The following is a 17,772-nucleotide window of genomic DNA, read 5'->3' as shown; positions in this document are numbered from 1 at the left end:
TCGCGAGTTCTGACGCATGGATGCGGATGCTGCGAGCGGCCGCACGCTTCTACGACTACTCACCGTCGAACATCCTGCTCATCACAGCACAGCGCCCGGACGCCACCCGCGTTGCGGGAATCCGCACGTGGAACAGCCTCGGCCGGCACGTCAACCGCGGCGAGCGAGGCATCGCGATCCTCGCCCCATGCATCTATAGGCCTTCGGGCGACGTCCTCGCCACGGGCGTGCTGAAGCCTGGTGCCGAGGGTGGCCACCCTCCGGAGTCACCGACCGGCCGCGAGCCGACGAACCACTCACCGCGGGTCCTGCGCGGGTTCAAGATCGTGCACGTCTTCGACGTGTCCCAAACCGATGGCGAACCGCTGCCCGACGTCGCTCCACGACTCCTTGACGGCGACGCACCCAGCTCCCTAATGGACCACCTCACCGGACTGGCCACGGACGCCGGGTACCGGCTCGAGCAAGGTCCCTGCGGAACAGCCAACGGCTACACCGACTACGGCGCGAGGATCGTGCGCATCAGTGACGACCTCAGCCCCGCCCAAGCGGCCAAGACACTCGCTCACGAGGTCGGCCACATCCGCGCCGACCACGAGCACCGGTTCACCGAGTACGCCAGCAGCATGGCATGCAGGGGGCAGGCCGAAGTCGAAGCAGAGTCCATCGCCTACCTCGTCACTGCCCAGGCCGGCCTCGACGCGACCGACTACTCAGTGCCGTACCTTGCGGGATGGTCGGGCGGCGACGTCGGCCTCCTGCGAGAGGCGATGACGCAGGTGATCAAGGTTGCGCGGGGTATGGCTCCGAGGCCCACAGATGCGCCAGCTGCTGTGCCGGGGAAGCGCAACGGCATCATGACCAGTGTCTCGACGCTTCACTCCTCTCCACTGGCGCTGCCCGAGGGCTCGGGGAGCGCCCGCGAGTTCTCGAATCTGCCTGGGCCCGAGGCGGTGCCCGGACGTGGCCGGTGAGCGAGCGGCCTGGGGAGACGGTGGAAGCTTGAGTGAGAGCCGCGGGAGCGATCACGGGGACGTCGCCTCCGTGCCGGTGATGACGGTGACGAGGTCGCAAGTTCTGCGCTGGTCCTCGCCTCCGGTGGAGAATCACCCAGCGCGGCCTCCGAATCGATCCCGCCAGCGGCTGTCCCAGCTCGATGAGCACAGCACACCGACCTGGTCGTCGGCGTGCGTCTCCACCGACTCGTGGCCATCAGGTCCTGCGGGCTCGCCCAGACACGGGCGTAGCCGATCAGCAGGCCCTAGGCCGGGCCGGCCCTGTTAGGTCGTGGGGTCCGTTCGCATGATCGTGTCAGCAACGTCCCTGGCCACGATCCGCGACGCTCGGAGGGCAGGAGCGGCCCCTTCAACGCATCCCGAACCTGCCGGGCACTGTCACTCGTTTCCGGTACCGTGCCGCCATGCTGACTGAATCGGATTCTGACCTTCAGGAGGTTCTCACTCTTCGCTTCCAAGGCAAGGAGGAGGACGGCACGGAGATCCACGAGCTCCGCGCCGCGCACGTCGCCGAAGTGCTGACCGGCCTCGTCGGGTTGTCGAGCGACTTCGCGAGGGCCGGGGCCTTCGGTGACGGGCCAGCGGGCTCCGAGGTACTGGTCCGGCCTGCGCAAGAGGGTTCCTTCATCATCGAGGTGCTGCGGGTCGCTCAGGACCTGGATCCCACCACGGTCGCCGCGTACGCAGCAGCAGGCGGCATGCCGACGCTCGGCCAGATCATCTGGTGGGCCACCAAGTCCGCTCGGGCAGAGCCGAGCGGCGCCGAGTACCTGGAGAACGGCAACGTCCTGGTCTCGTGGCAAGACAACACCGTGCAGGAGATTCCGCAGGCGGCATGGCGGGAGTTGAACAAGCGTGATCGCCGACGCAAGAAGCAACTGCGGCAGATCATGGCACCCCTGAGCGATCAGCGAGTGTCCTCGGTCGAGGTCGAGGCCGTGGCGCCAGCAGAGATTGAGGCAGGCGAGGCCGAGGCAGCGTTCACGCTCACGAGGCCGGACTACAACGCGGTTCAGCCGGAAGACGACATCACGGAGACGTCGGAGATCTTCGATACGGAAGCGCAGATGTCGGCCATCGACTTCGACGACCCAACGCGATGGAGAGTCAAGACGACCGACGAGAACCGTCTGGCCACCGTCGAGGATGACGACTTCCTCGGCCGGGTGGCCCGAGGTCTGGCAATCCGCAAGAGTGACATATTCAATCTCAAGGTGCGTGAGGACACCGTTGAGAAGAACGGCCGGACCCGGCGCACGTGGACTGTGCTCGAGGTCATCAGTCACAGAAGGGCAGCGAGTGACGATGACGACGGATAGCCCTCACTCGTATCGCCGCCTGGATCCAGCCGGTCTGGCCCTGCTCGCTGTCGGACTCGCCTTCGCCGTCATTTCGTACTGGCTTGTTGTAGATCGCGCCTTCAACCCTCTCGTGATGGTGCCGTCCATCGTCGCGGCGACAACCGGCGCTAGTCACATCACAAAGCGCGAGGCATCGAGGCATTAGCCTCAGTCTTTCGTGATCTTGACGAAGACGTGCACCAGCGGCAGCCGAGGATGCAAGTTCATGGGGTCAGTCCTCTGCCTGGACGGACCGCATTGCACGGTGCTGGCCACCGCGCGGGCGCACGGTAATGCCTGCCGATGGCGTGCAACAGGGCGGGGTGTTCGGCGTGAGCGCGCGGCCAGTACAAGGCCCGGATGACGTCTCGCGCGACGTCCGATCATGCCGCTGCCCATTTGAGGCATTGATCCTCCAGCGGCGGTCCGCCCGACCCTTCGGGAGATGCGCGCCACCACGCTCACCGTGCTGGGATTGCAGGCGACCTGGATCGATGTGGACCGGGGCGACAACCCGTTCGCGATGCCCAGTCTGCAAGGCGGCTTCGGGACGCGGCGAAACGCTCGTGCCATGCCAGCGGGGCATCCGCCTGCGCGGTCGTCGCGAAGGCCCCCTCCCATGCGAGGTGCAGGGCGGCCAGCTCTTCGACGAGCTCCCAGTGCTCGTCCCAGCACTCGGGGACGTGGCGGCGATCGAGGCTGTAGTGGGCCACGAGCCAGGTGACCCAGGTGTCGAGGTCCTCGAGGTACAGGCGCTGGCTGTCGGGGGTCTGAGCGGCCCAGCAGATCGGCACGGCGGGGCCGAATGGTTGAGGTAGCTCGGCGCGGGGGAAGAACGCGTCATCGACAGACTCCGGTCGGGAGCGGCGTGCGGTCATCGGGACCAACTCCTCTGCGCTTCGGTGCTGGGGTCGACCGCGGCCACGTACTCGACAGCGCGCGGCGGGGCGTGCGCCACGGTGTTGCCGCGCGTGAAGTCCTCATGGGCGAGGGCAGCAGCGGGCTGACTGCGCCAGGCCAGACGTCCGGCGTCGTCTTCGGGTATCGGTTCTAGGTCGGCCAACCAGGCGGAACCGACGTTAAGGGCGTTGTCCGTCAGGGCTTCGATGCGGGCTGCGATCAGTGCGTCGACCTGGCGCAGGGTGTCGCGCGCCCCTGGTGACAGGTGCGCACTCTCGGGGTGGGTGGTGATGGCTGCGGGGTCTTCAACCTGAGCGGCCAGCCAGGCGCTGACGCGTCGGTGAAGGACAGCGGCGAGGTCACCGACCGTCTCGCCAGTTTCGTGGATGGGTCGGATGTCGATGAGCTCGCGCAGAACATCGTCCATCGGCACACCGAGTGCGGCGCCGCGTTCGAGGTTCGCGAACAGGGAGCCGCGTGCGGACGAGGTGGTGATCTGCTCGACGGCGGAGCCGCCCAGCCCAGCTCCGCGCAGAGTTGAGATCCAGCGAGTTGCGGTGGCGTCCGCAAGGAGGGTCTGACGGATCGGTTCGAGGCGCTTGAGAGAGCCAGCGGCGTTCTGGCGAGCGGCGATGGTCTGCGTCGCGGAGAGCTCAGCCCCCGAGGTCGCCAGGATGCCGGCGAGAACGGTCCGCCCGTCGGGCGCGGCGTGGGTGTCCGGCAGGTAGTCGCACGCCGGGTCGACGTCGTCGACGGCGACGTAGACGCGGTTGTCCTGGCGCCCGCGGGTCATCGCTACATACAGGTTCTCCCGGGTCATGCCCGGCGCTGCCAGGACGTGAGCGTGGTCGACGGTCAGGCCCTGGGCGCGGTGGGTGGTGGTGGCGTAGGCCAGGTCGACGTTCTGGGCGACGTACTCGGCCGACAGGACCACCGCATCACCGTTCACTTCGCCACGCCGGGTAAGGCGGGTAGCGGTCAGGGATCCGTCCGGCGCGGTGGCGGTGACGGTCCACAGGTCACCGTTGCGCACGTACCCGCCGCGAGTGCGCAGCCGCCGGTTGTTCGCGCGAGTCACGACTCGGTCGCCGACGGCGATGACGGATCCGTCCGTCGTCGTGATCCCGCTGGCCGCGACGAGACCGTCACTGACGCGGTCGTTGTGAGCGCGGGCGTTGAGGATGCTGACGGTGTGGGCGTCGGCGGCCAGAAGGATTGCCGGGACCCCGTTCTCGGTGTCGGCCTGCCAGGCGGTGTAGGCGGCCTCGCACATGGCCTCGGCGGCGCCGGCGGTGATCCGGTCGTGCTCGGCGTAGACGTCGAGGACGGCGGGGCTACCGGCGCGCAGCGCACGGGTGGCGTCGGCCTCCCACCGGTGGCTGAACCGCCACAGGGACGTCAGCACGGCGGGGTGGGTCCGCACAGCCAGGAGGTTGAACGCACCGCCGGCGTCGACGGCCGAAAGTTGGGCGTGGTCGCCGACCAGGAGCACCTTCGCCCCGGCTGCGGTGGCCTGAGCGGTCAGCTGGTCGAGGGTCGCGGTGCTGGCCAGGGACGCTTCGTCGACGATCACGAGCTGGCCCGGGCGCATCGTCCAGTGCTGCTGCTGCCCGCCCAGGTTGTTCGCGGCGGCATCGGCCGTCCGAAGCCGCCGAAGGTCACCGGAGCGCTGCGACGCCTCGCGCTCGGCCGTGAGGTGCTGCAGGTAGGTCGAGCGCAGGGTAGCGCCCCGCCCGCTGGACTCGTGGAGCCACTTGGCGGTGTTCTCGCACGTGATGCCCAGGGCTTCGGCGAGCTCGGCGGCCGCGGCTGACGACGGGGCAAGACCCATGACGGTCCCGCGACCGTGGACGGCCTCCCAGACCGTCTTTAAGCCCGCCAGCGTCGTGGTCTTGCCGGTGCCGGCCGGACCGACCAAGACCTCCAGCCGACGCCCGGAAGCAGCGATGAGGCGGATCGCGTTGACCTGGTCGCCTGCCAAGGCCACGGGCCGGCCGTCGATGCGCCGCACCGGGGCAATCAGGTCGACCGCCGTCGCACGGGCGGTGTCGGCTCGCGGCGCTGTCCGGTCCTCCGTGGCGGCGAGGAGTCGCTCCTCGGCCGCTAGGACGCCTGCGTGGGTGTAGCGAGCCTCACCAGACCGGGTGAACACCGACGACCCGTCCGGGCGCTGGTACTCGGCCGGCACGGTGAACAGCTCGGGCGGCTCGAGGCTGACGCACCGTGCCAGCACTGCCTCGCACACTCGGTCCAGCAGCGTTTGCCGGTCGTCGGGACTAGCGGTGCGCAGTCCACGGGTGGCGCGCGCCGTCTCCGCGAGGACGTTCCATCGGGTCCACGTCGAACGGCGCTCCATCACTTGGATGACCGTGTGGTCCGCGAAGTGGTCGATGACGGGTTGCGGCACCTCCGCGGCCGTCATCGCCACGTTCCGCGAGGCGCGCAGGACGGCGGCCGTCAGTTCTTGCGGCGTCCGCCCGGTGCGGTCCGTAGCCCGCCGCCGCCAGGTCGCGACCAGGTCCAGAAGCGGTTGGACGTGCTTGTCCGGGCGGGTGGTCCGGGTGACCTGCTGGCGCAGACGCGAGATCTCGATCCGGTTCGGGCCCCGGCCGTGAGTGGCGTAGAACTGGGCGACGGTGGCCGTCATCGCCTCGTCGATCTGCGTGGTACGGGTGGAGAACTCGCGCATGAGCCCGTCATCGACGCCGTCGACCTCGAACCCCGGGGAGCGGCGAGGGCCGCGATGCCGCCACGACCACGAGACCGGCAGTCTGCGGGCCAGCTCGTCGGCCATGAGGTCGTCGTAGATCTCGGAGATCGCCACGACTGCGTGGTGCAGGGCGCGCGAGTCGACCGACAGCCATCGCCCGTCCGGGGCTTGCACCTTGTTGGCGACGACCACGTGGGTGTGCAGGTTCGGGTCCCCGGCGCGGGAGTCCCAGTGGTCGAACGCCACAGCGAGCATCCCCCGGGTCGGGTGCTGCTGGCACCCTGCCGTCCCCGTGCGGGTGAAGAGCGCCGTGCGCTCGAAGAATGCCAACGCCTCATCGACGGCGGCGCGGTGCGCATCGACGACGGCCGCCTGGGTTGACCGGTCGGCCACCGCCCACATCGTGGAGACGGACTTCGGCGGCGTGAAGGTCATGTCGAAGCCGGCCACCGCCGTCGGATGCGCCTTGGCCAGCTCCACTCTCGTGATCGCCTCGACCGCGGCGGCCCGGGCGCCGTCCGTCATGGCGTCCGGCAAGTCCGCTACCTGCGACGCGATGCGCGCCCGGGCGGGGGTGAATGACGGGTAGGCGCGACCTAGTGGTGCGCCAGTGACGGGGTCCGTGCCGGCGCCGAACAGGTTCGCCATGGCTTCCTCGACGACCACGGCGCCGGACGCCAGGCCCTTGCCCCCGCCGACGCCAGCGAGACCCGCGCCGAGCCAACTGCCGGGCGGGTTCCCGGACGCGGTGTAGTACGCCGTCAGCGGCGCCGACCCATTCCGATCACAGTCCCCGGTCGCGGTGTGCTTGAGCAGGTACTGGTAGCCCGCCCCAGCCGACAACCGGTGCAGCGTCATCACCATGTCGGGCCGACCCTCGTGTCGGCGTCCGCCGCACCGGCACCGCCCGACCGCCCGACTCGCAAGTGCTCCATGCGGGCAGGTAGGCATCTCGCGCCGCAACGCGGACGACCCGCTAACCATGATCAAAAAGCTAGTGCCAGAGGTGTCCCGGATCTTCCTGCCCTGCCGGCCCATGACGGTCCTGAACCGCTCGACGCGGGTCCGAACTCGGGCACGCCTTGCCACCGCACGGGGTTGTCACCCGTTCTCCCCACCTGCTGGCAGGGAGTCGTCGTCCACATTCGCGAGGACGCACGAAGCGGCAGTCGGAGCCCCGGGGCGACGGTGAAGACCGGCCGCGCCCGATCGGCGGCACAGGGCCTTGGTTTGGAGGGCGCGATGAGCACAGAAGCCACGACGACGGTGGCGAAACTCCCAGGCTTGGGCCGCGGGTTCCTATCCCGCCATGGCGGCAGTCGAACTCCTCACTCGGGCCTTCGGAGGGCGCTTCGCCACCCGGGGGCATCCGTGGATCGTCGACGACGACGGGCGGGCCTGGCTGGAGCCCACGGCTTTGCGCTCGGGTTCGGCACTCTCCGGTGGCGAGCGCCGTGTGCTGCGACTGGTTGCCGCGCTAGTCGACTCCGAACCGATCGACATCGTCGACGTCGTGACGGGCCTCGACCGCGCCCACCTCGACTTGGTCCTCGCGGCGCTGGCTCACGCCGGCGGCAGCCCACGAGCACGCTGCCCTCACGCTCGACCGCGACGGCACGGTCCACCTATCCCAGCCCGGCCCCCTGCATCGGTGGCCAGCCGATGGCGCCTCGGGGCCAGGTGGAGCGGAGGAGGTTGCCGCGGGCGACGCCTACCTGCTGGAGAAGGCAGCCGACGACGGCAGCACGGGCCCGGGCGTCGAAGTTGAAAGGTGAACTGTGATGAGCTCTTCCTGGACCTCGCCCGCCGGCGTGCTGACCGAGGACGCCGAACCCGGGTGGGCCGGCATCTGGACATTGACCCACGCAGCCTCCCGCGCCGCCCTGCGTCTGGCCGACGCGCTGCCCCTGATCGACGCCCTGGATGTCATTTACGCCGCCGCTGATCTGCGCGAGGCCCAGGACAACCTCGAGTGGGCCCATCCCGCGCTGCCGGCTCGGTGCGCCGCCGTCGACCTCGGCCCTCTCGAATCCGACGAAGGCTTCACGCGCGGACGACGTGTCCTCGGCCAGCTGACCACCGCCGCGCTGGACCGTGCCTCGGATCTGTTCGACGCGGAACTCACGATCGCCGACGTCCTGACTTTGGCCGAGGTGGAGGCTGCCCTGCGTCGGGCGCGGGACAAGATCCTCGGGGCCGGGCCATGACGCCAACGACCTATCCCGACCTGATCAACCGGGCCACCCGACTGGTTGAGGATGGTCGCCCATCCGCCACCATTCGGCTGGACGACCGAGAGAGCGCCCTTGCGCTCGTCTTGGACAGCCACGCAGTCCTGTCGGCTCTCGAGGCCCACATCTGGGCACTGATCAGCCCCGGTCGGGCCTCTGGCGTGCGGTCCGCTGCGCACCCGGACACCGTCGAAGCAGCTGCGCTGCAACTCGCCGCGGCGATCTCCGAGACCATCGGTGTCGAACGACCTCACCCGTCACTGCTGGCCGGATCCGAGAGCGCCTGGACCGAAGCCGCCCGGACCCTCAGGGCGGCGACCGACCTCGTCCACCTCCACCACGACACCATCGGCGCTCCGCGCTCCCCCGTCGCGCACATCCTCGAGTCCCCGGAAGCGCGAGACGCCGCTCTCAGCCGCGTGGCCGCCCTCGCCTTGACGACGGCGTCGGTCGAGGACGCCCAGGCGCTTCGGATCGGTCAGGCCGGGGTGCACTGGGGGAGCGTCGCCAAGTGGCTGACCGGGCTCCACCACGTCGTCGTTCCCGCCGAGCAGCTCGCGCGCGTGACCGAGTCGGAACGACCACACCCCCTGCCCGACGTCGGCTTGATCACCGCCCGCGTCCGGACCGACGACGTCCTCGCCGAGCTCACCGACCGCCTGGCTCGCGTGCGGCAACGGGCCTGGGAACTCGTCAACTCCCCCGGCCGCTCCGTTGCCGCACTGCGCGACCTCGCCACCATCGGCGTCGCCGTGCACGCCCACGCAGCCGCCTTCCATGCCGGACCTGGCGGACCAGCTGGCACGCTCATCGCACGCGGTCGGAACTGGCAAGCCTTGGGAAGCAGACTCGCCATCCTGGTCAGCCCGGCGCTGCGTGACGACGTCGTCCACGCCGATCTCGCCGGCCTTGCCCGTCTCCTGCCGACCGTGGCGCCCCTGTCGGGTGTGGGAAGGGCGCACCTGCCGGATCCAGCCCTTCGCAGGACCGGCGCTGCCCTGGGTGGGGCCATCGCAATAATGACCGAGGTTGCAGACCACAACGCCCGGACCTTCGCCAAGATCACCCGGACGAGCACCGTCTACGCCCCCGCCCGTTCACTGACGGGCGAGGAAATCACCGACCAGCCTGAGCTCGTCCGTGCACGTCTGGAGGGCAGGCTCGCTCCGGCCTCGACGCGTCAGCTCGAGGAAGTCGGGCACCTCTATCAAAGCCTTCGCAGTCATCCGAGCCCGCGCTTGACCCCCAGGCCGGCTCTCGGGCGCGACACGCTGGACCGAGCGTCCGACGTCACGGCAGTCGGGCTGCAGGTGGACGCATGAACCTCAACGACGAGTTCGTGCGCGACATCAACCTGCCGGGCTGGGCGGAACAGTCGATCTGGGGCTACAACCCGCTACTGGAGTGCTACTGGGCCGCCCTGTGGCGGGATGAAGACCGCTCAGACGCTCCGAGGATCGAGTTCAGCGTCTACCACCTGATCCCCACCATGGGCCTGCTGACGGAGCTCCTCGCCGACGCCCTGGACCTACCCGAAGCTCAGGTCGTCCAGGCCCTGACGACCTGACGCTGGGCCACCGCGCGCGCGATGCCCCTGCCCACGCCGACGGCCCGGTGCGCAACCTTCGAAGACTGATGAGCCGCTACCCCTCGAGTGATTGGACTCAGGCCGGCGACCCGCCCGCCGTCCGGCGGGCCCCTGCCGTGTGACGTCGTCGATCCCCCTCGACGGCGATGACCTTGTCGCGGGCACAGCGGTGTCGTTGTTCCTGCGGTGTACCGCAGTACTTGACGCGGCTACCACGACAGGTGCAGCATTGGGGTCTGGTACACCGCAGGAACAACGGAACGAGGTTGGCGATGAAGTTTTACACCGCGAGCAAGAGCCGCAACCAGGGCAGAGAGTCGTGGTCGGTGATCTTCCGCCACCCGGCGCGCATCGACTTGCCCACCGGCAAGACCGGCCGCCGTGTACGACGAGGCCTGGGCACAAGCGACGAGATCGAAGCCTCTCTCCTCGTCGACCAGCTGAATCAGATCCTGCGCTCTCCTGAGCTGTGGGAGGTCACCGCGAAGGGAGGTGCGCTGGGGCGCTTCGATGCTCGGGTCGTCGATATCTTCTACGACGGCATGGAGGCCAGTGACCTCGACTTCGCTGACCTGCGGGAGGAACTGCTCCCGCTTCCGGGGGAGGACGAGGGCTACCGGACGGTGCTCCTGCTGGGTACGACGGGTGCAGGCAAGACGACCGTCGTGCGCCAGATCCTCGGCACCGACCCTGCCACTGAGCGCTTCCCTTCGACATCGACCGCCAAGACCACCGTTGCCGACACCGAGCTGATCACAACCGAGGACGGTTCGTATCGCGCGGTCGTCACATTCGTGCCCCGTGACGAGGTCATTGACTACCTCACTGAGAACGTCTCCGAGGCAGCACTCGCGGCCTTCCGCAAACGCTCCGACGATGAGATCCGGCGTCGTCTGCTCGACCACGTCAATCAGCGCTTCCGCTTCAGTTACGTCCTGGGACGCGGCGTCGCGCGAGCCGACGACGACCTTGACCTCGCGGAGGATGACGACGAGGAGATCGATGACATCAACCCCGACGACTACGGCACCGTAGACCTGGTCGCTACGAACGCCGTGGTCGCCGCCGCGGTGGAGGCGATCAAGGCGGTCGTCGATCGCCACGCCAGTGCCGTGACGGAGACGTTCAAGGACATGGAGGACGACGAGCGGGTGCTGCAGGAACTAATCGAAGAGAACCTCGACGGCGACCTGCGGCGGTCAGACGAGTTCCACGACATCGTGGACTCCCTGGTCGATGAGATCGAGAAGCGGTTCGGCACCCTGGACGTGGGCGAGCTGCGCCGGAACCGCCAGGGTTGGCCGACCACGTGGTCGTGGGAGTCAAGCGACCGCGCAGCGTTCATCAAGGTGGTGACCCGCTTCTCCAGCAACTTCGCCGCGCTCTTCGGGCGTCTTCTCACGCCGCTGGTCAACGGCATTCGAGTCATCGGTCCCTTCCAACCCGAGTGGTCCTCCGAGCCGGTGCGCCTAGTCCTGGTCGACGGCGAGGGCTTGGGGCACACGCCGAAGTCCGTTGCGACCTTGTCGACCCACGTCGCCACCCAACTGCAGAACGTCGATGCCATCCTGCTCGTCGACAACGCCGCCCAACCGATGCAAGCTGCACCGGTAGCCGCACTCAAGGGGATCGCCGTCTCCGGCAACGCCGGCAAGCTGCACATCGTCTTCACCCACTTCGACCAAGTCAAGGGCGACAACCTCCCTACCTTCGGCGACAGGGAGCAGCACGTCCTGGCATCGGTCGAGAACGTTTTGAAGGCCATCGGCGACGAGCTCGGTCCGGCTGGGGAGCGGGTCCTGCGCCGCCGGATCGATGGTGCACGCTTCTTCGTGGGCGGGATCCACGAGCCGCTCAACTCCAGGAAGCGCGCTGGTATGCGAGCGATCGAGCAGCTTGATGCGCTTCTCGAGGTGCTGGCTCACCCGGAGCGGGCCGTCGACACCGGGCCCAGCCGCCCGATCTTCAACCGTATGAATCTGTCGCTCGCCGTGGTGGAAGCCGCCAAGACTTTCCACACGCGCTGGCGCGGCCTCCTCGGGCTCGACTACAACCCGGAGGCCCCGAAGGAGCACTGGACGCGCGTCAAGGCGCTCAGCCGGCGACTGGCCGAGGGCTCGGCCGACGAATACGACAGCCTCAAGCCGGTGGCCGACCTGCGCTACCACCTCCAGATGCAGGTCTACCTGATGCTGCAGCGTCCCGAGCGGTGGTCGGGCGAGGAGCCCGGCGAGGACGAGAAGCAGGCGAACCTCGACGCACTCTCCAACGCGGTCACGAACCGGTTGGTCGAGCTGACCAAGCGCCGTCTGCGTGACGACGTTCGCGCCGGATGGCAGCAGGCCTATCTGCAGAAGGGGCCCGGCTCGACCTTTGTGCGGGCTCGGATCATCGCGAACGACGTCTACGACCGCGGCGCGCCGATTCCGACGGTCAGCGCATCACCCGACCAGAACCGCTTCCTGCGTGATGTCGCCGAAGCGGTCGACGAGGTGGTCCGCGAGTTTGGCGGGGATCTCGAGTGAGGCCCTCTGACTGTCCTGAGGTCCCTCCTCCGATCAACTCGGAGGATGCCTGGACCGATCGGCAACGCCACGTGGTGGCGGCCAGCGCGCCGACTGCCCGCGCTGTGCTGGGGATCGAAGGGCTCGACTCCGGGTGGGGCCACGGCTCCCCCACGAGCCGGGTGCGCGGCTGATTGGGGTCGAAGTTCTCGACGATCGGCGCTCGACACGACCAATACAGGCCTGGAGTCCGGCCATCATCGTTGACGCCCGCGGGCGTTCACTGATGTCCGCTGCCCACATTCTGCCCACATCAACGCCAGAGGCCCTCTCGATCCGAAGATCGAAAGGGCCTCTGAACTGCAACTTCACAAGTAGCGGGGGCAGGATTTGAACCTGCGACCTCTGGGTTATGAGCCCAGCGAGCTACCGAGCTGCTCCACCCCGCGTCGGTTCCTCAACCATACGTGGGACGTCCGGGCCGGGGCAAATCCGCCCCGGCCCGGACGTCACCTCTCGCTCACCTGCGGGTCACCGCGACGTCAGCCTTCGAGCTCCGCCTCGGCCGCGATCGCGCGTTCCAGCGCCTGCTGGAGCCGCTGCTGCGCCTCGCCGTACGCGGCGAAGTCGCCGTCGGCGAGCGCCGTCTGCCCGTCCTGCAGAGCCGTGCGGGCGTCCGCGAGCGCGGCGTCCAGCCGGGCACGCGCGTCGCCGGTCTCGGCGGGCGTCGTCGGCTCGGCGGTGGGTTCCGTCGTCGGCTCCGCCGTCGGCTCGGAGGTCGGTCCCGGCTCGGGCGCCTCGCCGCCGGGGGCGTCGTCGATCGGCGCCTCCGGAGCGGTCGGCAGCTCCTCGTCGGGCACCAGGTCGTCGACGCCCGCGTCACCGCCGAACACCTGGTCCAGCGCCTCCTCGAGGGTCTCGGCGAAGCCGATCTCCTCACCGAAGGAGACGAGCACGCGCTGCAGCAGCGGGAACTGCGTGCCGGTCGCGCTCTGCACGTAGACCGGCTGCACGTAGAGCAGGCCGCCGCCCACGGGCAGGGTGAGCAGGTTGCCGGAGACGACCTCCGAGGACCCGAGGGTCAGGACGTTGAGGCTCTCGGAGACCTCTGGGCTCGACCGGAACGCGTTCTGCACCTGACCCGGTCCTGGCACCGTGGAGTTGCGTGGGAGCTCCAGGAGGCGGAGCTGGCCGAAGCCTTCCCGTACCTCGCCGGGTGTGCTGCCGGTCTCCGAGTCGACCGCGAGGAAGCCGGTGAGGACCTGCCGGTCGGTGTTACCGCCCGGCACGAAGGTCGAGGTCAGCGAGAACACCGGCTCGTCCTGGGTGGGCATCTGCAGCGTCAGGTAGTACGGCGGCTGCGCCTGGGTCTCCGTGACCGGGTCCTGCGGGTTCCGCCAGAAGTCCTGGCCGGAGTAGAACTCCGCCGCCGTGTCGACGTGGTAGGTCGAGAGCAGGTTCCGCTGGACCTTGAACAGGTCCTCCGGGTACCGCAGGTGCGCCATCAGGTCGCCGGTGATCTCGTCGATCGGCTCCAGGGCGTTGGGGAACACGTTGGTCCACGCCCGGAGGACCGGGTCCTCCGTGTCCCACGCGTACAGCGTCACCTCGCCCGTGTAGGCGTCGACGACGGCCTTGACCGAGTTGCGGATGTAGTTCACCTGCTGCGGCGCGAGCGCGGCGATGACGTCCGACTGCCCGGTGAGGGCGTCGACCGTGATCTCCTCCAGCGCACGCGAGGAGGAGTACGGGTACTGGTCGGAGGTCGTGTAGCCGTCGACGATCCACACCACCCGCTCGTCCACGACGGCGGGGTACACCCGGGTGTCGAGCGTGAGGAACGGCGCCACCTTGCCGACACGGTCCCGCGGGTTGCGGTCGTACAGGATCTGCGACTCCGAGGTGACGCGGTCGGAGAAGAGGATCTGCTCGGACCCGAACTTCAGCGCGTAGAGCAGCTGGTTGAAGATGTTGCCGACGCTGGGGCCGGCCTCGATCTCGCGGGTCGGGAAGGTCGTGTTGACCTGGCCGGCGGCCGAGTCGTCGTCCGGGAAGTCCAGCTCCCACGGCTCGGTGCCCTCGGGGGCGCCGACGATCGAGTACTCCGGCAGGCTCTGGCCGAAGTAGATGCGCGGCTCGTAGTCGCCCAGCGCACCGGTGGACGGGATGCCGCCCTGGAAGAACGCCGGCCGGCCGTCGTTCTGCGTCGTGTTGCCGTAGGCGGCGACGACGCCGAAGCCGTGGGTGTAGACCGTGTGGTCGTTGACCCAGGTCCGCTGGCCCGCCCCGAGGCCGTTGAGGTTGAGCTCACGGACCGCGATGACGGTGTCCCGCATCTCGCCGTCGATCTCGTACCGGTCCACCGACAGGGTCTCGGGGAAGTTGTAGTACTGCTTGTTCTGCTGGAGCTGGCGGAACGAGTTGCTCACGACGGACGGGTCGAGCAGGCGGATGCTCGCGGTCGTGTCCGCGTCGGCGCGCAGCGCACCCTCCTCGCCCTCCAGCACCGCGTTGTACGGCTCGACCTGGATGTCGTCGATGTCGAAGGCCGCGCGGGTCGCGTCGATGTTCCGCTGGATGTACTCCGCCTCCGCCTCCTGCTCGTTGGGCGCGACCTGGAAGCGCTGGACCACCGACGGGTACACCCCGCCGATGGCGACCGCCGCCACGACCATGACGCCGACGCCGATGGCGGGCAGCCGCCAGCTGCCCTGGAAGGCGGCGACGACGAACAGCGCGGCGACGAGGACGGCGACGCCCGCGAGGATGAGGCGCGACGGCATCACGGCGTTCACGTCGGAGAAGAACGCGCCCTGGACGCCCGCCGAGCCCAGCTCGCTGGGCTGGATGAGCAGCGAGTAGCGGTCCAGCCAGTAGTTCGCCGCGACGAGCAGCATGACCACGGTGGCCACGCTGGCGAGGTGGATGCGCGCCGCACGGGTCGTGCGGTCGCCCTCCCCGCCGAGCCGCAGCCCGCCGTACAGGTAGTGGGTGGCGATGGCGGAGATGCCCGCGATGATCGCGACGGCCATGAGGAACGAGACGACGAACCGCAGCGCGGGCAGCGTGAAGACGAAGAAGCCGATGTCCATGCCGAACTCGGGGTCACGCTCGCCGAACGGCTCGCTGTTCAGCGCGAGCAGCACGGTCTGCCACTGGGCGGACGCGGCCGCGCCGGCGAAGAAGCCGAGGAGCCCGGGCGCGGCGACCATCACCAGCCGACGGAGCGGCTCGATCATCTCGCGGTACTGGTCCAGGGAGGCCTGCTCCGGCGTCGACGGCGCGTAGACCGGCCGCGAGCGGTACGCCACCGACAGGCTGGCGAACACCGCCCCCGCCATGAGCAGGAAGCCGCCGGCGAACAGCGCGCCACGGGTCAGCCACTCCGTCTGCAGGACGTCGAGGTAGCCGACGACGTCGAACCACAGCACCTCGGTCCAGAGCTGGGCGGCGATCATCACGATGACACCGAGCACCCCGAGCACGACGATCGTCGGCGCCAGGGCGCCCCGTCGTCGTTCGGGTCGCGGCGATGCCGGGGCGGGGCGCGGGGCGGAGGCGAAGCTCACGTCACTACCTTCAGGTCGTCCAACCGGGGCCGGCCCGACCCGCCTGGTCAGACGGCAGGTCGAGCACCTGGCAGCACAACGTTCCTGCCGGGACCCAGGTTCCCACACCTGCGACGATGGCCCTCATGACGGACGAGGCACCCCTCAGCGACCACGACACCCGGCCCGACGAGGCCCCGGAGCAGCCGACCCCCGCCGACGCCGCGACGGCGTTCCTGGCCGACTCCGTCCGCGAGATCGAGCGCCACGTGGCCCGCGGCGGCTGGGACGGTCCGGTCCGCGTGTTCGCCCTCGTCGGGACGCAGGCGGCGCTCGCCGCCGAGCCGGGCCTGGAGTCCCAGCTCGCCCCGGAGGTCGTCGCCGCGGCCCGTCAGGACCCGGACCACCTCACGTCGGTCGAGCAGGAGGGCCTGCCGCAGGTCGAGAGCCTCGAGGAGCTCCTCGGCGTGCTCACGTGGCCCGAGACCGTCGCGGGGGCCGCCGTCGTCGTGGAGCGGGTCGTCCTGCCCACGGCCGCTGAGGACGCCATGCCCGCGGACCCGGACGAGGCCCTCGCCTACCTCATGGCCCACCCGGAGCGCCAGGACGTGCGGCTCGCCGTCGGCGTCCTGCGCTCGGGCCCGGCGTGGTCGGTGCTGCGCACCCGCGCGCACGACGACGACGCTGCGGTCGCGGGCGGGCCGGACCTGGTCCCCGGGCTCACCGAGGCGCTGCGGGCGACGTTCCTCTAGCCCCGTGGCGGGCGGCGCCGCCGTCCCCGGCGGCCCGGCCGGCCCAGCAGGTGCGGGACCTCAGCGCTCGCACGTGGGGAGGTCGTCGGCCTGGCCGGCACCGATGGCCTCCACGGCGGCGCGGGCGTCGCCCAGCGTGGCGACGCGGACGACCCGCAGGCCGTCCGGCACGAAGCCCGCGACCTCGTCGCAGTTGTCCTCGGGCGCGAGGAACCAGGTGGCGCCGTCGCGGACCGCCCCGTGGAGCTTCTGCCGGATGCCGCCGATCGGGCCCACGGCGCCGCCCAGGTCGACCGTGCCGGTCCCGGCGATGGTCTCGCCGCCGGTCTCGTCCTCCGGCGTGAGGGTGTCGATGATCCCCAGGGCGAACATCATGCCCGCGCTCGGTCCCCCGATGTTCTCGATCTGTATCGACACCTGGAACGGGAGCGCGAACACCGGGTCGATGTAGACGCCGAGGAGCGCGCGGCCCTCCCCGCTGTCGCCCGTGACGAGGTCGAGGTCGACGCGCTCGCCACCGCGCAGCACCGTCAGGACGACCGGCGAGCCGGGCTCCACCTGCTCCAGCTGCGCGGTGAGCTGGGAGAACGAGCCGAGCTCGGTGCCGTCCAGGGCCACGATCACGTCGTCCGCCGCGACGACGCCCTCGGCCCCGGTGCCCTCGACCGCCTCCACCACGACGAGCTCGGTCGGCACGTCGTACCCGAGCTCCTCCAGCGCGGCCACCGTGGCGTTCTCCTGGGAGGACACCATGGCGGCCTGGTTGCGCTCGTCGATCTGCTCCTCGGTCTCCGTCGGGGCGAAGACCTCCTCGACCGGCCGCACCGCGCGCGAGCTGTCGGCCCAGCCCCGCAGCAGCATCGGCAGGCCGACGGGGAAGCCCGGGCCACCGGCGACCGCGACCGTCGTCAGGAGCAGCCCCCCGGTCGACTCGTACGTGGACGCCCCGGAGACGGTGACGAGCGGCTCGCCGTTGCTCTCGCCGAGCGTGTCGCGGGTCGGACCCGGCGACGAGACCGCGTACGGCGCCGGGAGGAGGGCGGCGACGGCGACCAGCAGCGCCGTCGTCACGGTGGCGCCGGCGAGCACGAGCGAGCGGGGCGTGACCGGCTGCGGCTCCCAGCCGGGGGCTGGCGGACCGTGCGCCTCCAGCGGGGCCGGCTCGCCGACCTGCCCGCCGACC

Annotated in this window: 11 protein-coding genes and 1 tRNA gene; 7 read left to right on the top strand and 5 right to left on the bottom strand. The window is 69.8% G+C overall.

The window, feature by feature from the left end; all coding sequences use genetic code 11:
* Positions 1-26 precede the first annotated feature (26 nt).
* Together N866_RS00065 and N866_RS00060 are read left to right on the top strand one after the other, a co-directional pair.
* On the top strand, positions 27-974 hold the full coding sequence (locus tag N866_RS00065; protein ID WP_216699331.1) for an ArdC-like ssDNA-binding domain-containing protein: 948 nt from the start codon (positions 27-29) through the stop codon (positions 972-974).
* A 446-nt stretch (positions 975-1,420) separates the two neighbouring features.
* Positions 1,421-2,335: an LAPAL motif-containing putative phage structural protein gene (locus N866_RS00060; protein WP_034220959.1), complete on the top strand. Its 915-nt coding sequence runs from the start codon at positions 1,421-1,423 to the stop codon at positions 2,333-2,335.
* Between the two features lie 482 nt (positions 2,336-2,817).
* Here N866_RS00060 and N866_RS19525 read toward each other — a convergent pair whose 3' ends face one another.
* Both N866_RS19525 and mobF read right to left on the bottom strand, forming a co-directional pair.
* Positions 2,818-3,234: a hypothetical protein gene (locus N866_RS19525; protein WP_052022152.1), complete on the bottom strand. Its 417-nt coding sequence runs from the start codon at positions 3,232-3,234 to the stop codon at positions 2,818-2,820.
* On the bottom strand, positions 3,231-6,830 hold the full coding sequence (mobF, locus tag N866_RS00045) for a MobF family relaxase (protein WP_052022151.1): 3,600 nt from the start codon (positions 6,828-6,830) through the stop codon (positions 3,231-3,233). The genes N866_RS19525 and mobF overlap by 4 nt, the downstream gene beginning before the upstream one ends.
* Before the next feature lie 917 nt (positions 6,831-7,747).
* Between mobF and N866_RS00040 the strand changes: the two genes are divergently transcribed.
* From N866_RS00040 to N866_RS00025, 4 genes are all read left to right on the top strand, one after another.
* A complete protein-coding gene (locus N866_RS00040; protein ID WP_155855107.1) occupies positions 7,748-8,173 on the top strand; it encodes a hypothetical protein in 426 nt (141 codons plus the stop codon).
* Positions 8,170-9,519: a hypothetical protein gene (locus tag N866_RS00035; protein ID WP_034220952.1), complete on the top strand. Its 1,350-nt coding sequence runs from the start codon at positions 8,170-8,172 to the stop codon at positions 9,517-9,519. Before N866_RS00040 ends, N866_RS00035 begins: the two co-directional genes overlap by 4 nt.
* Positions 9,516-9,764, top strand: a complete 249-nt coding sequence (locus tag N866_RS00030; RefSeq protein WP_034220950.1) for a hypothetical protein — start codon at positions 9,516-9,518, stop codon at positions 9,762-9,764. The genes N866_RS00035 and N866_RS00030 overlap by 4 nt, the downstream gene beginning before the upstream one ends.
* 293 nt (positions 9,765-10,057) lie before the next feature.
* Positions 10,058-12,310, top strand: a complete 2,253-nt coding sequence (locus N866_RS00025) for a hypothetical protein (protein WP_034220948.1) — start codon at positions 10,058-10,060, stop codon at positions 12,308-12,310.
* Between the two features lie 354 nt (positions 12,311-12,664).
* Here N866_RS00025 and N866_RS00020 read toward each other — a convergent pair.
* Positions 12,665-12,738, bottom strand: a tRNA-Met gene (locus tag N866_RS00020).
* A 93-nt stretch (positions 12,739-12,831) separates the two neighbouring features.
* Positions 12,832-15,858, bottom strand: a complete 3,027-nt coding sequence (locus N866_RS00015) for a UPF0182 family membrane protein (protein ID WP_034220946.1) — start codon at positions 15,856-15,858, stop codon at positions 12,832-12,834.
* Positions 15,859-15,983: 125 nt separating this feature from the next.
* Between N866_RS00015 and N866_RS00010 the strand changes: the two genes are divergently transcribed.
* Positions 15,984-16,589 (top strand): PPA1309 family protein, encoded by a 606-nt coding sequence (locus N866_RS00010; protein WP_034221104.1) that lies wholly within the window; start codon positions 15,984-15,986, stop codon positions 16,587-16,589.
* A gap of 60 nt (positions 16,590-16,649) precedes the next feature.
* Here N866_RS00010 and N866_RS00005 read toward each other — a convergent pair.
* Positions 16,650-17,772: YlbL family protein (locus N866_RS00005; RefSeq protein WP_052022150.1), on the bottom strand; the 1,123-nt coding region annotated here is incomplete at its 5' end.

It is taken from the genome of Actinotalea ferrariae CF5-4, from assembly GCF_000603945.1.
GTDB classification, from domain to species: Bacteria; Actinomycetota; Actinomycetes; order Actinomycetales; family Cellulomonadaceae; genus Actinotalea; species Actinotalea ferrariae.
The sequence above is the reverse complement of the archived record's forward strand: the minus strand, read 5'-3'. Positions and strand labels throughout refer to the sequence as shown.

Excerpts from the sequence above, each read along its gene's own strand:
- N866_RS19525 (WP_052022152.1), bottom strand. The coding sequence starts at position 3,234 with ATGACCGCACGCCGCTCCCGACCGGAGTCTGTCGATGACGCGTTCTTC.
- N866_RS00030 (WP_034220950.1), top strand. The coding sequence starts at position 9,516 with ATGAACCTCAACGACGAGTTCGTGCGCGACATCAACCTGCCGGGCTGG.
- N866_RS00040 (WP_155855107.1), top strand. The coding sequence starts at position 7,748 with ATGAGCTCTTCCTGGACCTCGCCCGCCGGCGTGCTGACCGAGGACGCC.
- N866_RS00035 (WP_034220952.1), top strand. The coding sequence starts at position 8,170 with ATGACGCCAACGACCTATCCCGACCTGATCAACCGGGCCACCCGACTG.
- N866_RS00010 (WP_034221104.1), top strand. The coding sequence starts at position 15,984 with ATGACGGACGAGGCACCCCTCAGCGACCACGACACCCGGCCCGACGAG.
- N866_RS00060 (WP_034220959.1), top strand. The coding sequence starts at position 1,421 with ATGCTGACTGAATCGGATTCTGACCTTCAGGAGGTTCTCACTCTTCGC.
- mobF (WP_052022151.1), bottom strand. The coding sequence starts at position 6,830 with ATGGTGATGACGCTGCACCGGTTGTCGGCTGGGGCGGGCTACCAGTAC.
- N866_RS00065 (WP_216699331.1), top strand. The coding sequence starts at position 27 with ATGCTGCGAGCGGCCGCACGCTTCTACGACTACTCACCGTCGAACATC.
- N866_RS00025 (WP_034220948.1), top strand. The coding sequence starts at position 10,058 with ATGAAGTTTTACACCGCGAGCAAGAGCCGCAACCAGGGCAGAGAGTCG.